The sequence below is a fragment of the Bradyrhizobium sp. UFLA05-153 genome, assembly GCF_054185185.1.
The window spans coordinates 37,220-50,158 of record NZ_JBBIAM010000041.1 but is presented as its reverse complement, the minus strand read 5'-3'; the positions used below and the strand labels follow the sequence as shown (position 1 = coordinate 50,158).

Sequence of the window (12,939 nt, the reverse complement as noted above, 5' to 3'; positions counted from 1 at the left end):
TTGATCCGTAGGATGGGTAGAGCGCAGCGAAACCCATCATCACCATTGTCGCCCGCGAGATGGGTTTCGCTTCGCTCTACCCATCCTACAAGTTTTTGAAATTCAGTTCTGGAGTGCTGCCAAGTGAATCCAAGGGAGCTGGCGATGGCCGACGAAGCGCGTTCGCGACTGGGCCGGGGTCTTGCGAGTCTGATCGGTGACGTCGGCGGCGAGGCTGCGCATGTCGAGCGGCCGCGCGCGCAGCGCAAGGTGCCGATCGAATTCTTGAAGGCCAATCCGCGCAACCCGCGCCGCACCTTCTCGGAGACCGAGCTCAAGGAGCTCAGCGACTCCATCAAGCAGCATGGCGTGATCCAGCCGATCGTGGTGCGACCGGTGAAGGGCTCGCAGGACCGCTACGAGATCATCGCCGGCGAGCGGCGCTGGCGTGCCTCGCAGCTCGCAGGCCTGCATGAGGTGCCGATCGTCCCGGTCGACATCAGCGACAGCGACGCGCTGGAATTCGCGATCATCGAGAACGTGCAGCGCGAAGACCTCAACCCGATGGAAGAGGCACAGGGCTATCACGCGCTCGCCAATGAGTTCAAACGCAGCCAGGACGACATCGCGAAAGTCGTCGGCAAGAGCCGCAGCCACGTCGCCAACATGATGCGGCTGACGAAGCTGCCGGCGGAGGTGCAGGCCTTCATCGCGACCGGGCAGTTGACCGCCGGCCACGCCCGCGCGCTGATCGGCGTGCCCGATCCGCTCGCCGCCGCCAGGCGCATCGTCGAGGAAGGCCTCAACGTGCGCCAGGCCGAAGCGCTGGCGCACGAGGAGGGCGTGCCGGAGCGCAAGCCGCAAAAGGCGCGCGCCGGGGCCAAGGAGAAGGATCCCGATACGGTTGATCTGGAGAAGCGCGTCAGCGACGCGCTCGGTCTCAAGGTCACCGTCAACCACCGCGATCCCGGCGGCTCCGTGCAGATCAACTACCGCAACCTCGAGCAGCTCGACGAGGTGATGAAGCGGCTGGCGAAGGGCGCGCTCTAAGCCACGATCGTCGTTCCGGGGCGCCCGCAGGGCGAACCCGGAATCCAGAGATTGTGGCGCGAGATTCTCAGGCGCGCAATTGCGCGCCGTAGTTCACGCTTCGCGTGCCCCGGAATGACATCGAGCATTTGGCGCGCATCTGCCTCCACATCGTCATTGCGAGCGCAGCGAAGCAATCCAGAATCTTTCCGCGGAGGGACTCTGGATTGCTTCGCTGCGCTCGCAATGACTCGTAGATAGAGTAGAGCCTCAGCCCCGCCGCTTCGCGTTCGCGGCGATCGCCATCAGCGTGCGCTGGGCGATCGCGGCGGCGAGGGATGGTTGCTTGCGGGTGTCGAGCGCGGCGGTTGCGAGCTGCTCGATGACGCCGGCGAGCCGCGCCACGCTGAAATTACGCAGCGCCGTTTCGACCGCGGGCTTTCGTGAAAAATGCAGCCGCGGAAAGCCGCCTTCGAGCACGGCGGAGATCGGCGTGCCCTCGGCGACGGTGAGCGCCGACTTGTGCAGCCACGCCGCCTGGCGCTGCGCGGCCGAGATGATCATGCCGGGATAGGTGCCGGCGATCATCGCCTTGGCGAACTCGCTTTCGACGATGTCGGGGCGTCCGGCGAAGGCGCCGTCGACGATCGGATCGAGCTTCAGCTCGGACGCGTCGGCGACGACAGCCATCACGGCGTCGAGCGTGATCTCGCCCTTGCCGTGAGCATAGAGCGTCAGCTTGCGCAGCTCGTTGCGCGAGGCCTGGCGATCGCCGCCGAGGAACGACATCAACGCGGCGCGCGCGTCCTGCGCGATACGCAAGTTGGCGATGCGGAGTTCGTCCTCCATCAGCTTGGCAAGATCGCGCTCGGTGTCGGGATAGCAGCCGATCGCGACCGCCGTCTTGGCGCGCTCGCAGGCCTTGCGCAGCGGCGATTCCGGGCGCAGCTCGCCAGCCTCGATCACGATGCGGCAGTCCTTCACACTCATCTCGGCCAGCGTGTCGACGCCGCTGGCAAAGCTGCGTGAGCCGGCGCGCACGCGGATGGCGCGGCGGCCGCCGAACAGCGGCACGGTCATGGCTTCGTCGACGAGGCGCGAGGGCTCAGCCGAGAGCTCATCACCGTCGAGCTTGACCATCGAGAAGGGGTCGTTGGGATCATCGACCGCGGATGCGATCAGCGCGTCGGCGCGCTCGCGCACGAGGCCAGCATCGGGGCCATAGAGCAGGATGATCGGGCGGCCCGAATCGGGCCGGGCCAGGAAAGCGTCGATCTCTTTTCCGCGCAGCGCGACCAAGAACGTCAGGTGCCGGCGGTAAAGAACGCGGCGAGGCGGGTCGAGATGTTCTCGGCGACCTCGTTGGCGGCACGGTCTTCCGCATCACGAACGGCGCGCTGACGGGCGAAGCGCTGGTAGGAGCCCGGAATGTCGTAGGACACGCGCGAGAACGTGGTACCGGTCATTACCGATTTATCAGTCGCGTTGTCGATCAGATTATACTGAACGTCGATGCCGTAATTCTCGCTGGTCGGCAGTCCTGTCGCAGCGCTGACGATCAGCGAAGACCGGCTGGTCGAGAATCGCAGCACCAGGCGATGGGTCGGCGGTGCGCCCGTAGCTGTGCCATAAAGCTTGAAGGCGAGGGCGTTGCGAATCTCCACCCCGACCCTGGCCTCGCGCGAGGCGTTGGGTTTGTCGACGGGGGGGAGTTCCACCCCCATCAGCTTGTCGCGCAATCCCGGAGTACCGTCGGCATGCTCGGCATACATCGGCTGGAAGCAGCCGGCCGTGAGCGCCGCGAGGGCGGCGACCGCGACGAGGCGGGCTGCGATGCGGATCCTAGCCGACAACATTCACGATCCTCTTGGGGACGATGATCACCTTGCGGACGGGCTTGCCGTCCAGGGCCAGTTTTACCGCATCGAGCGCCAAAACGGCAGCCTCGATTTCCGGATTCTGGGCCACTGTTGCAACCGTGACCTCACCCCGCTTCTTGCCGTTGACCTGGACCACCAGGGTCACGGCGTCTTCAACCAGCAAATCGCGTTCGATTTGGGGCCATGAGGCCTCCGAAACAAAGCCGGTCTGGCCCAGCACCTGCCAGCACTCCTCGGCCAGGTGCGGCATCATCGGGGAGAACAGCTGGACCAGGATGGTCCCGGCCTCCCGAATCGCCCAGCCGAGGTCGTCCGCCGGCTGGCCGGGGCGCTGGAGCACCTCGGACAGGCTATTGGCGAATTCGCGGATATGGGCGAGGCAAACGTTGAAGTGCAGCCGCTCGATTCCGACCGTGACCTTGTCCAGCGCGCCATGGGCGGCCTTGCGCAGGCCCAGCGCATCGGCGCCAAAGCTCGCCGGCCGGGCCGCCGGCGCGCCCTTGGAGGCTTCGGCGGATTCATTCACCAGCCGCCACAGCCGCTGCACGAAGCGCGAGGCGCCCTGGACGCGCTCGTCGCTCCAGATCACATCGCGGTCGGGCGGGGAGTCCGACAGCATGAACCAGCGCGCGACGTCGGCGCCGTAGGTCTCGATGATGTCGTCGGGGTCGACCGTGTTCTTCTTCGACTTCGACATCTTCTCGATCGCGCCGATCTGGATGTCTTCGCCGGTCGCAAGCAGCGTGGCGCGGCGGCCGTTGCCACCTGTCTCGACCTTCACCTCGACCGGCTGCACATAGGTGCCGTCGGCCTTCTGGTAGGTCTCGTGCACCACCATGCCCTGGGTGAACATGCCGGCGAACGGCTCGTCCAGCGCGATATGCCCGGTCGCCTTCATCGCGCGGGTAAAGAAGCGGCTGTAGAGCAGATGCAGGATCGCGTGCTCGACGCCGCCGATATACTGGTCGACGGGCAGCATCCGGTTCGCCACCGCAGGCGTCGTCGGTGAGGCCTCGTTCCAGGGATCGGTGAAGCGCGCAAAGTACCAGGACGAATCCACGAAGGTGTCCATGGTGTCGGTTTCGCGGCTAGCGTGGCCGCCGCATTTGGGGCAGGTGACGTGCTTCCAGGTCGGATGATGATCGAGCGCGTTGCCCGGCCTGTCGAAGGTCGCGTCATCAGGCAGCTTCACGGGCAGCTCGGCATCCGGCACCGGCACGACGTCGCATTTGGGGCAGTGGATCACCGGGATCGGGCAGCCCCAATAGCGCTGGCGCGAAATGCCCCAATCGCGCAGGCGGAAGTTCACCTGCCGCTCGCCGACAGGCGCGTTGCCGCGCATCTCGTTTTCCAGGCGCTTTGCGATCTCTTCCTTCGCCGCGTCGATGGTCATGCCATCGAGGAAGCGCGAATTGATCATCCGGCCGTCACCGTCATAGGCGGTGTCCGTGATGACGAACGTCTTCGGATCCTGGCCTTCGGGGCACACCACCGGCGTGACACCGAGATTGTACTTGTTGACGAAGTCGAGGTCGCGCTGGTCGTGGCCCGGGCAGCCGAAGATCGCGCCGGTGCCGTATTCCATCAGCACGAAGTTCGCGACGTAGACCGGCAGTTTCCAGCTGGGATCGAAAGGGTGGACCGCGCGGATGCCGGTGTCAAAGCCCTGCTTCTCGGCGGTGTCGATGATCTCCTGCGCGGTGCCGATCTTCTTGATCTCGGCGACGAACTCGGCAAGCTTCGGGTTCTTGGCGGCGGCAGCTTGCGCCAGCGGGTGATCGGCCGAGATCGCCATGAACTTTGCGCCGAACAGCGTGTCCGGGCGCGTGGTGAAGATCTTCAGCTCGCTCTCACCGGCAGGCGTCGTCGCCTGATCCAGCGCGAAACGGATCAAGAGGCCCTCCGAGCGGCCGATCCAGTTGCGCTGCATCAGCCGCACCTTGTCCGGCCAGCGGTCGAGCGTATCCAGTGCTGAGAGCAGCTCCTGCGAGTACTTCGTGATCTTGAAGACCCACTGGTTCATCTCGCGCTGTTCGACGACGGCGCCCGAACGCCAGCCACGGCCGTCGATCACCTGCTCGTTGGCAAGCACGGTCATGTCGACGGGGTCCCAGTTCACCTTGCGCTTCTCGCGCTCGGCGAGGCCTTCGCGCAGGAAGTCCAGGAACATCTTCTGCTGGTGCTTGTAGTAGGAGGGATCGCAGGTCGCGATCTCGCGGCTCCAGTCCAGCGACAGCCCGATCGAGCGAAGCTGCTTCTTCATCGCTGCGATGTTGTCGTAGGTCCAGGCTTTCGGCGCGACCTTGCGCTCGATCGCGGCGTTCTCTGCCGGCAAGCCGAAGGCGTCCCAGCCCATCGGGTGCAGCACGTTGAAACCCTTGGCGCGCATGAAGCGGGCCAGCACGTCGCCGAGCGTATAGTTCCGGACATGGCCGATATGGATGCGCCCGGACGGGTAGGGGAACATCTCGAGCACATAGTATTTCGGCCGCGAATCGTCGTTTCGGGAGACGAAGATCGCCTTTTCGTCCCAGGCGGCTTGCCAGCGCGGTTCGGAATCGCGGGCGTTGTAGCGTTCGGAGGTCATGGAATCGTTGCGGTTTTCTAGGGTTCGGGCCGTCCTAAAGACGGCGGACTAGGCCACAAAAACCGCTGTGGGGTCAACGTCTAAGGCCTTCAAAACGGCCTGAGCAGGGGCTGTTTCAGCCCGCCATCGCGATCTCCGCGGCGCCTTCGCTGTCCTGCACCAAGCCGTGCTCGACGACGGTGTTGCGGCCGCGATGTTTGGCGGCGTAGAGCGCGGCATCGGCCGCTTCGATCAGATCGCCCGGACGCAAGGCCTCGCTGGGCCGCGCCGCGGCGACGCCGATCGAGACGGTGACGATCATGTGGCTCGAGGTGATGTGCGGCAGGCACAGCCGCAGCACCGCGGCACGCACGGTCTCGCCGATCTCGATGGCGCGGGCCAGATCAGTGTTCGGCAGCAGGAGACAAAATTCCTCGCCGCCATAGCGCGCGGCAAAACCCATGGTGTCGGCCGCGATCCCCGACAGCGTCTCGCCGAGCCTGGTCAGGCAGGAATCGCCCTCGAGATGGCCATAGGTGTCGTTGAAGAGCTTGAAATGGTCGACGTCGATCATCAGCAGCGACAGGTCGTTGTCGTACTGCTGCGCGCGCATCCATTCGAAATCGAGGCGGCTCTGGAAGCCGCGGCGGTTGGCAAGGCCCGACAGCATGTCGATCGAGGCCATGACAGTAAGTCGGTCGTTGCTCGCGATCAGCTCGCGCTCGCGCTGGCCGAGTTGGGCTGCCATTGCGTTGAAGGCGCGGGCGAGCGGCACGAACTCGGCGGGCAGGCGGTTGCGCGCGGCGCGGGCCGACAGGTCGCCCTCGCCAAAACGCTTGGCCATGTCGGCCAGCATCTCGATCGGCTTGATCACCAGCTTCTCGGCCGCGATCAGCGCGCCGAGCAGGACGAACACGACGACGAAGGCGAGCTGCAGATAGGCGGTGCGGATGTCGCGGTTGACCGCGGCGGAAACCTTGTCCTCGTCGATGCTGGCGATCAGGCGCGCATTTGTGCCGGCGATGCGGATGTAGCTGACCGCGCGGCGGGAGCCATCGACCGCCATGAAGGACAGCGATCCCTCGTCCTGGTCCGAGCGCAGCGCCATGTCGGCAATTGCCGACATCAGCGGCAGATTGTCGAGCGGACGACCGACCGAGCTGGACTGATCGGCGGGCGCGGCCAGCACCGTGCCGGCGCTGTCGACCAGCACGGCCGAAATGCCGGAGCGGCCGCCCAGATTGTTCATGATCTTCGACATCCAGTCGAGGTTCACGGTCGCGAGCACGACGGCGTCGGAGGTGCCCGAGAGCGCGGAGACCGGATAGACCGCCATCACGGTCGGCGTCTGCGAGGGTTTTGACAGCAGGAAATCGGAGAGCACGAAGCGGCCGGTCTCCTGCGCCTGCTGGAAATAGGGCCGGTCACTCAAGTCGAGGCCGACATACATGTTGTTGGTCGAGCACTGGATGCGTCCGTCCTGGCCGGCGATCAGCAGCGTGCGGATCCAGGGCAGGCTGGCCGGCAGGCTCGCGCGCAGCACGTCGCAGCTCTTGCTGACGCCGCCGGCGGAAGCGCGGATGAAGGCCTCGGATTTCAGAATCGTCTCGACCGAGGATATCACCTCGCGCTGCGCGTCCGCGCTGTGCCTCGCGACGGTGGTGAACTCGGTCGTCGCCTGCGCGATCTGTTTTGCGCGCGCGTCCTCGAGTGAACGGATGCGCTCCAGCATCAAGGGTGCCACCAGAATCACCGCGAGCAAGGCGAACCGCGCCCGGATTCCGAGAACCTGCTTGAGTTTCGCGCGTTTGCGGTTGAGACTGATGTTGGCCATTTGTGCTACCCACCCCGCGCGCAACCTAGTTCCAAGGGTTCAAGAAGCCTTTCTTGAACTCGGTAAAATTGGAACTACCTCCGTTAGACACGGTCTCGAGCGACGTCATGACAGAAGCCAACGCCTTGCCGCTAACCGGGCATTCACCAAATGCGTTCGCCGCCGTGGAGCAGGAGATCGCGCGCGCCTGCAAGGACGCGCAGCGCGAGCGCGCCGCGGTGACGCTGATCGCGGTGTCGAAGACGTTTGCTGCGGATGCAATTACACCGGTCATCGCGGCCGGACAGCGCGTATTCGGCGAGAATCGCGTGCAGGAAGCCAAGGCGAAGTGGCCGGCGTTAATTTCGAGTTACTCGGATATCGCGCTGCATCTGATCGGGCCACTGCAGTCGAACAAGGCGAAAGAGGCGGTCGCGCTGTTCGACGCCATTCATTCGGTCGACCGTCCGAGCATTTGCCAAGCGTTAGCCAAGGAAATCGAATCCCAGAACAGGCACCCGCAGCTCTTCGTCCAGATCAACACCGGCGAGGAGCCGCAGAAGGCCGGCGTCGCGCCCGGCGAGGCCGACGCCTTCATCGCAAGCTGCCGCGACACCTATCGGCTCAACATATCCGGCCTGATGTGCATCCCGCCGGCGAACGAGCCGCCGGCCGCGCATTTCGCCCTCACCGCCAAGATCGCCGCGCGCAACGGATTGAAGAATCTGTCGATGGGCATGAGCGCCGATTTCGCCACCGCCATCATGCTAGGTGCCACGCATGTCCGCGTGGGGTCGGCGATCTTCGGTCATCGGTAGTAGCCGTGGGCGTATTTGATTTTGGTCGTCCTGGCGAAAGCCAGGACCCATTACCCCGATAGCAAGTTTGGCGAAGACTCTGGCAACGACCGTCCTGCCCCTTGCAGAGATCACGCGGTATGGGTCCTGGCTTTCGCCAGGACGACGATGGGGTGGCGCTTACGCGAACCTCACCGACACCTTCCCCAGCACAGCGAAATCTGCGGCGAGGTGATCGCCAGCTTGAATCGGCAGCGGTGGATGGCAGGTGCCCGTCGTCACCACCTCCCCTGCCCTGAGGGTGATCCCGAGCGCGCGCAGCTCGTTCGCAAGCCAGGCGAGCGCGACACGGGGATCGCCGAGCACGTTCTTGCCGTGGCCGACATAGCGCTGGCCACGCAGCGTGATCTCCGGCCGCTGCTCCACGAGATCCATCGCGCGCCAGTTTGCCGTCGCCGGCGGCCCGAGCACGAACAGATGCGCGCAGGCATTGTCGGCGATGAGCTGCGCCTCGCCGGCGCTGACGAAATCAGAAAAGCGCGAGTCCGGAATTTCGATCGCGGGATGCAGCGTGTCGACCGCCGCAAGCACCTCATCGACGCCATAACTTGAAGATCGCGGCGGCAGATCGCGCGCCATGCGAAAGGCGAATTCCGGCTCGCCCACCCGCATCTCGTTGCCCCTCATCGAGGCCGTGCCACCATCGGCGATGACGCTGTCGCTCAGGATGCGCCCGGCCATCGGTCCCCTGACGTTGATGTGCTTCTGCCCGGCTTCGCTGGTCGCCGCGATCTTCCAGCCGAACAGCTTGCCGCTTGAAGAGGATTCGAGCGCGGCCTGGATGGCGTAGCCCTCCGCGCGGGTCTGCGGCCGCAAGGAGCTCTCAAGCACGTCAAGCTTGGTGCCGGCGCGCCAATGACCCGCGAGCATATGCGAGGCAGCCCTGATCTGGTTCTCGTCGAGCATGGTCCCTCACCCGATGATGATCCTGGTCTTTGGTCCCAGGCGCCGCAACAATTGCAGCATCGCCGCTTGCGTCATCGACACGCAGCCGGCCGTCGGCCCGAAATTGTCGCGCGCCAGATGCAAAAACACCGCGCTGCCGCGTCCGGGAATGCGCGGCCGCGTGTTGTGATCGATCTCGACGATGAAGTCGTAGAGCCGGTCGGCGCGCGTCAGCCGGTCGCCGCCCTGCCCCGCCCCGCGCCGGATCGGCCGGTTGTAATGGCGGTCGCCTGGATCTTCGCACCAGGCGTCGTCAGGCTGAATGGCACGGACCGGCAGAAAGGTCCGCGGCCGCCTGTGGCGGTCGCCCCGCCACCAGAGCTGCCGCGGCCGAAAGCTGCCCTTCGGCGTGCCGCCGTCACCCTCGCGCTTGTTGGCGCGAATGCCGCCGCGGCCGAGCGCCACGGGAATCGTCAGGGGTCCGGCGGTCAGCCAGCCCCGCCGCGGATTACCAGCCGACGCCCTCACCCGGATCGCGGAAAGCGGTCTGTTCTTGGCGTAAGCTATTGAGATATCTTGATTTTTCATGTGAATGCGCGGCGTCGGCTTCATTACAGGACATTCATCGAAAAGCCCTGCTATTCTGCGTTAGAGTAGTTCTGGCTTGAGAATCGGTAACAGCCCACTACTTCAACACGAACAACAATAATAACGGCGACCTCTAACTTACCAATCGCAGCTCTCACGCGGCATGCGCGCGTCGGAGTTCGAGTCCAAAAGGATGACCCCATGGCCAATGCCCGCAAGATCCTGATCGTGGATGACGATTCCGATCTGCGCGATACGTTGGTGGAGCAATTATCGCTGCACGAAGAGTTCGAAGCCTCCGCCGTCGATACCGGCGCGAAGGGCGCGAGCGCCGCAAAGGCCAATTCCCCCGATCTCGTGCTGATGGATGTCGGCCTGCCCGACACCGACGGCCGCGAGGTGGTGCGTAGCCTGCGCAAGGGCGGCTTCAAGGCGCCGATCATCATGCTGACCGGACACGACACGGATTCCGACACGATTTTGGGCCTGGAATCCGGCGCCAACGACTATGTGGCAAAGCCCTTCCGCTTCGCGGTGCTGCTGGCGCGCATCCGCGCCCAGCTTCGTCAGCACGAAGCGAGCGAAGACGCGGTGTTCTCGGTCGGGCCCTACAGCTTCCGCCCGGGCTCCAAGATGCTGACCGCCGCCAACGCCCGCAAGGTGCGGCTGACGGAGAAGGAAACCGCGATCCTGCGTTTCCTCTACCGGGCCGGCCAGATGCCGGTCTCGCGCGAGACGCTGCTCCAGGAGGTCTGGGGCTATAATTCCGGCGTCACCACCCACACGCTGGAAACCCACATCTACCGTCTGCGCCAGAAGATCGAGAAGGATGCCGCCAACCCGGAAATCCTGGTCACGGAAGCCGGTGGCTACAAGCTGGTGCCGTGATACGCTCCGAACGTCCCGCGAATCGTTTGAAATCGCGGGCCTTTGAGCCACGGACCTGAATGTCAATCGACGACGACGTAGCGCTGCTCGAGCGTGTCCCGACACTGCGCCTGTTGGGAGACGCCTCGCTGCGCATGTTGGCGATCGGCTCCGAGCAGCGCGATTTCGTGCGCGGCGATGTCCTCTTCAATCAGGGCGAAGACGCGGACGCCGGCTTCGTGGTTCAGCGCGGCGCCTTTCGCGTCGAGGACGGCGCCGGTGCCGAGATGATCGCCGGCCCCGGTACCCTGATCGGCGAGCTTGCGCTGGTGGTGCCGATGAAGCGTCCCTCGAGCGCGATCGCGCTGGAGCATTCCTCCGTCATCCGCGTCGCCCGCAGCCTGTTCCAGCGCGTGCTGGAGAGCGATCCGGCCGCCGCCCTCCGACTGCGCGACGAGTTCGCGATAAGGTCGAGCCAGATCGCGAGCGATATTTTGATGGCGGGCTCGAAGCTAAATAACTGACTCGGTCGTCCTGGCGAAAGCCAGGACCCATTACCCCGAATGCTTGTGGCTTGGTGCGGTTGCCGACGTCCTGGTGCAACAACGAAGACTGGTGGTAATGGGCCCTGGCTTTCGCCAGGGCGACGATTAGACCTCCAGCGTCACCGTCACCGGCACGTGGTCCGACGGCCGCTCCCAGCTCCGCGCATCGCGAAGAATGCTGAAGTCGCTGACCGCGTCCTTGAGCGCGCGCGAGACCCAGATGTGGTCGAGCCTGCGGCCGCGGTCGCCGACGGTCCAGTCGGCGGCGCGGTAGCTCCACCACGTATAAACCTTCTCCGACAGCGGAATGCGCTCGCGCGCGACGTCGACCCATTCGCCGGCGGAGAGCGCTGCCAGCAGCTTCTCGGTTTCGATCGGCGTGTGCGAGACCACCTTCAGCAGCTGCTTGTGCGACCAGACGTCGTTCTCGTGCGGCGCGACGTTGAGATCGCCGACCAGGATGTGGCGATCCTCCCCGCGCGGATGCAGCGGGTCGCACGCCTTCATCTCGTCGAGGAAGCGAAGCTTGTGGTCGAACTTCTCGTTCAGCGCGGGATCGGGAATGTCGCCGCCGGCGGGAACGTAGAAATTGTGCAGCACCAGCGGCTTTGCGATCTGCGCCTTCTCGCCGAACGACACCGAGATGTGCCGTGAATCGATCTTGTCGCAGAAGGTGCGGATATCGGTTGCCTCGAACGGAATTTTCGAGACGATGGCGACGCCGTGATAGCCCTTCTGCCCGTTCAGCGCGACGTGCTCATAGCCGAGCCGCTTGAAGCGCTTCAGCGGAAAGGCATCGTCGATGCACTTGGTCTCCTGGAGGCACAGCACGTCCGGCCGCGCGCTCTTGAGGAATTTGGCGACGAGATCGATGCGCAGCCGCACCGAATTGATGTTCCAGGTTGTCAGGGAAAGACGCATGGGGGATGCGTCATAGCATGGATTGATGCGGTGGAGACGCTTGTCCACAGGACGACGAAGCGCTTGTGGCTTCGTAGGGTGGGTTAGCGAAGCGTAACCCACCTCTTTGGTTTCAGCGGCGACAGAAGCGGTGGGTTACGCCTTCGGCTAACCCACCCTACAAGGGCTCAACCCGGCGACGGGACGTTGTAATTGGTGAAGTCGATCTTGAACATGTTCGGATCGAGCTTCTTGGTGCTGTCGAGATTATAGACCGCGAAGGTGGTGTCGTAGCCCTGCGGGTCGGTTACCGTCCATTGCTTCAGCTGGCCGTCCTTGGCGCCGACCATCAGCAGCAGGCGGCTGGTGCCGATCAGCGCCTGCTTCTCCTCGATGGTGACGCTGATGAAGAGATCGTCCGCGCTGACGTTGATGACGTTGGTGTCCTTCATCAGGTCGATGCGGTCCGAGAGCAGGAAGCGCAGCGGCGTCTGTGACAGTGGATAGACGTCCTGGGTCGCGAGCTTGCGGTCGCGGACCACGAGCGAGGATCCGTCGGCGATGATGTCGATCGGACTGGGCGGATCGTATTCGACGCGCATCTTGCCGGGCTTCTGGATGTAGAAGTCGCCTTGCGTCTTGCTGCCGTCGGGCCCGACCTGCACGAAATTACCGACCAGTGTCTGCAACGACGACAGATAGGTGCTGACCCTGGCGGCCTGTGCCTTCTGCTTGTCGTCAAAAGTCTGGAAGATGCTGCTCGGCACGTTGCGGCGCGGATCCGGAATGATCGGATTGGGCGGTGTCTGGGTGGCGCCGGTCGTGGCGGGCCCGCCGCTCATCTGTCCGCCGTCGCGGCCCTTCGGCGCGGGTTTCGGAACGGGCACGGTCTGCGCGAACGACGTCGCGCTGGCGGCAGTGATCGAGGCGGCGATGACGAGCGCACCCGCCAGCCGCGCGCTGCGCGCGGCGAAACAGGCAGCGGATCGAATATCGGGATTTCCAGTCAAAGCGTCGTCCTGTGTGGCTG

The 12,939-nt window shown here is 64.6% G+C and carries 12 protein-coding genes; 4 read left to right on the top strand and 8 right to left on the bottom strand.

Features of this window, described 5'->3' with window-relative positions; genetic code table 11:
- The first annotated feature begins 144 nt into the window (after positions 1 to 144).
- A complete protein-coding gene (locus tag Q2941_RS23930) occupies positions 145 to 1,029 on the top strand; it encodes a ParB/RepB/Spo0J family partition protein (RefSeq protein WP_027525099.1) in 885 nt (294 codons plus the stop codon).
- A gap of 249 nt (positions 1,030 to 1,278) precedes the next feature.
- On the opposite strand, the gene holA is transcribed toward Q2941_RS23930, so the two are convergent.
- From holA to Q2941_RS23910, 4 genes are all read right to left on the bottom strand, one after another.
- The gene (gene holA, locus Q2941_RS23925; RefSeq protein WP_027525098.1) at positions 1,279 to 2,307 is read right to left on the bottom strand and encodes a DNA polymerase III subunit delta; all 1,029 of its coding nucleotides are present in this window, start codon (positions 2,305 to 2,307) and stop codon (positions 1,279 to 1,281) included.
- Positions 2,308 to 2,312: 5 nt separating this feature from the next.
- Positions 2,313 to 2,864 (bottom strand): LPS assembly lipoprotein LptE, encoded by a 552-nt coding sequence (lptE, locus tag Q2941_RS23920; protein WP_458193912.1) that lies wholly within the window; start codon positions 2,862 to 2,864, stop codon positions 2,313 to 2,315.
- Entirely contained in the window at positions 2,851 to 5,475 is a 2,625-nt protein-coding gene (leuS, locus tag Q2941_RS23915; RefSeq protein WP_458193911.1) for a leucine--tRNA ligase, read from the bottom strand. The genes lptE and leuS overlap by 14 nt, the downstream gene beginning before the upstream one ends.
- Before the next feature lie 115 nt (positions 5,476 to 5,590).
- On the bottom strand, positions 5,591 to 7,288 hold the full coding sequence (locus Q2941_RS23910) for a diguanylate cyclase domain-containing protein (protein WP_458193910.1): 1,698 nt from the start codon (positions 7,286 to 7,288) through the stop codon (positions 5,591 to 5,593).
- A 107-nt stretch (positions 7,289 to 7,395) separates the two neighbouring features.
- Here Q2941_RS23910 and Q2941_RS23905 point away from each other — a divergent pair, with 107 nt between their 5' ends.
- On the top strand, positions 7,396 to 8,085 hold the full coding sequence (locus tag Q2941_RS23905; protein ID WP_027525094.1) for a YggS family pyridoxal phosphate-dependent enzyme: 690 nt from the start codon (positions 7,396 to 7,398) through the stop codon (positions 8,083 to 8,085).
- A gap of 159 nt (positions 8,086 to 8,244) precedes the next feature.
- Here the strand turns inward: Q2941_RS23905 and Q2941_RS23900 are convergent, their stop codons facing one another.
- Positions 8,245 to 9,030 (bottom strand): 2-keto-4-pentenoate hydratase, encoded by a 786-nt coding sequence (locus tag Q2941_RS23900; protein WP_458193909.1) that lies wholly within the window; start codon positions 9,028 to 9,030, stop codon positions 8,245 to 8,247.
- Between the two features lie 6 nt (positions 9,031 to 9,036).
- Positions 9,037 to 9,597, bottom strand: coding sequence for a L,D-transpeptidase family protein (locus Q2941_RS23895; RefSeq protein WP_254109641.1), 561 nt, complete (start codon positions 9,595 to 9,597; stop codon positions 9,037 to 9,039).
- Positions 9,598 to 9,798: 201 nt separating this feature from the next.
- On the opposite strand from Q2941_RS23895, the gene Q2941_RS23890 reads away from it, so the two are divergent.
- The gene (locus tag Q2941_RS23890; protein WP_027525091.1) at positions 9,799 to 10,485 is read left to right on the top strand and encodes a response regulator transcription factor; all 687 of its coding nucleotides are present in this window, start codon (positions 9,799 to 9,801) and stop codon (positions 10,483 to 10,485) included.
- 59 nt (positions 10,486 to 10,544) lie between these two features.
- Positions 10,545 to 10,988 (top strand): cyclic nucleotide-binding domain-containing protein, encoded by a 444-nt coding sequence (locus tag Q2941_RS23885; RefSeq protein WP_027525090.1) that lies wholly within the window; start codon positions 10,545 to 10,547, stop codon positions 10,986 to 10,988.
- Positions 10,989 to 11,114: 126 nt separating this feature from the next.
- On the opposite strand, the gene Q2941_RS23880 is transcribed toward Q2941_RS23885, so the two are convergent.
- Positions 11,115 to 11,930 (bottom strand): exodeoxyribonuclease III, encoded by an 816-nt coding sequence (locus Q2941_RS23880; protein ID WP_027525089.1) that lies wholly within the window; start codon positions 11,928 to 11,930, stop codon positions 11,115 to 11,117.
- Between the two features lie 167 nt (positions 11,931 to 12,097).
- Positions 12,098 to 12,862 (bottom strand): outer membrane lipoprotein carrier protein LolA, encoded by a 765-nt coding sequence (locus tag Q2941_RS23875; RefSeq protein ID WP_027525088.1) that lies wholly within the window; start codon positions 12,860 to 12,862, stop codon positions 12,098 to 12,100.
- Between the last annotated feature and the right edge of the window lie 77 nt (positions 12,863 to 12,939).

Bases quoted from the DNA above. Each gene is read 5' to 3' on its own strand.
- Q2941_RS23930 (WP_027525099.1), top strand. From the start codon at position 145: ATGGCCGACGAAGCGCGTTCGCGACTGGGCCGGGGTCTTGCGAGTCTG.
- Q2941_RS23905 (WP_027525094.1), top strand. From the start codon at position 7,396: ATGACAGAAGCCAACGCCTTGCCGCTAACCGGGCATTCACCAAATGCG.
- Q2941_RS23910 (WP_458193910.1), bottom strand. From the start codon at position 7,288: ATGGCCAACATCAGTCTCAACCGCAAACGCGCGAAACTCAAGCAGGTT.
- Q2941_RS23885 (WP_027525090.1), top strand. From the start codon at position 10,545: ATGTCAATCGACGACGACGTAGCGCTGCTCGAGCGTGTCCCGACACTG.
- Q2941_RS23890 (WP_027525091.1), top strand. From the start codon at position 9,799: ATGGCCAATGCCCGCAAGATCCTGATCGTGGATGACGATTCCGATCTG.
- Q2941_RS23880 (WP_027525089.1), bottom strand. From the start codon at position 11,930: ATGCGTCTTTCCCTGACAACCTGGAACATCAATTCGGTGCGGCTGCGC.
- Q2941_RS23900 (WP_458193909.1), bottom strand. From the start codon at position 9,030: ATGCTCGACGAGAACCAGATCAGGGCTGCCTCGCATATGCTCGCGGGT.
- lptE (WP_458193912.1), bottom strand. From the start codon at position 2,864: ATGTTGTCGGCTAGGATCCGCATCGCAGCCCGCCTCGTCGCGGTCGCC.
- leuS (WP_458193911.1), bottom strand. From the start codon at position 5,475: ATGACCTCCGAACGCTACAACGCCCGCGATTCCGAACCGCGCTGGCAA.
- Q2941_RS23895 (WP_254109641.1), bottom strand. From the start codon at position 9,597: ATGAAAAATCAAGATATCTCAATAGCTTACGCCAAGAACAGACCGCTT.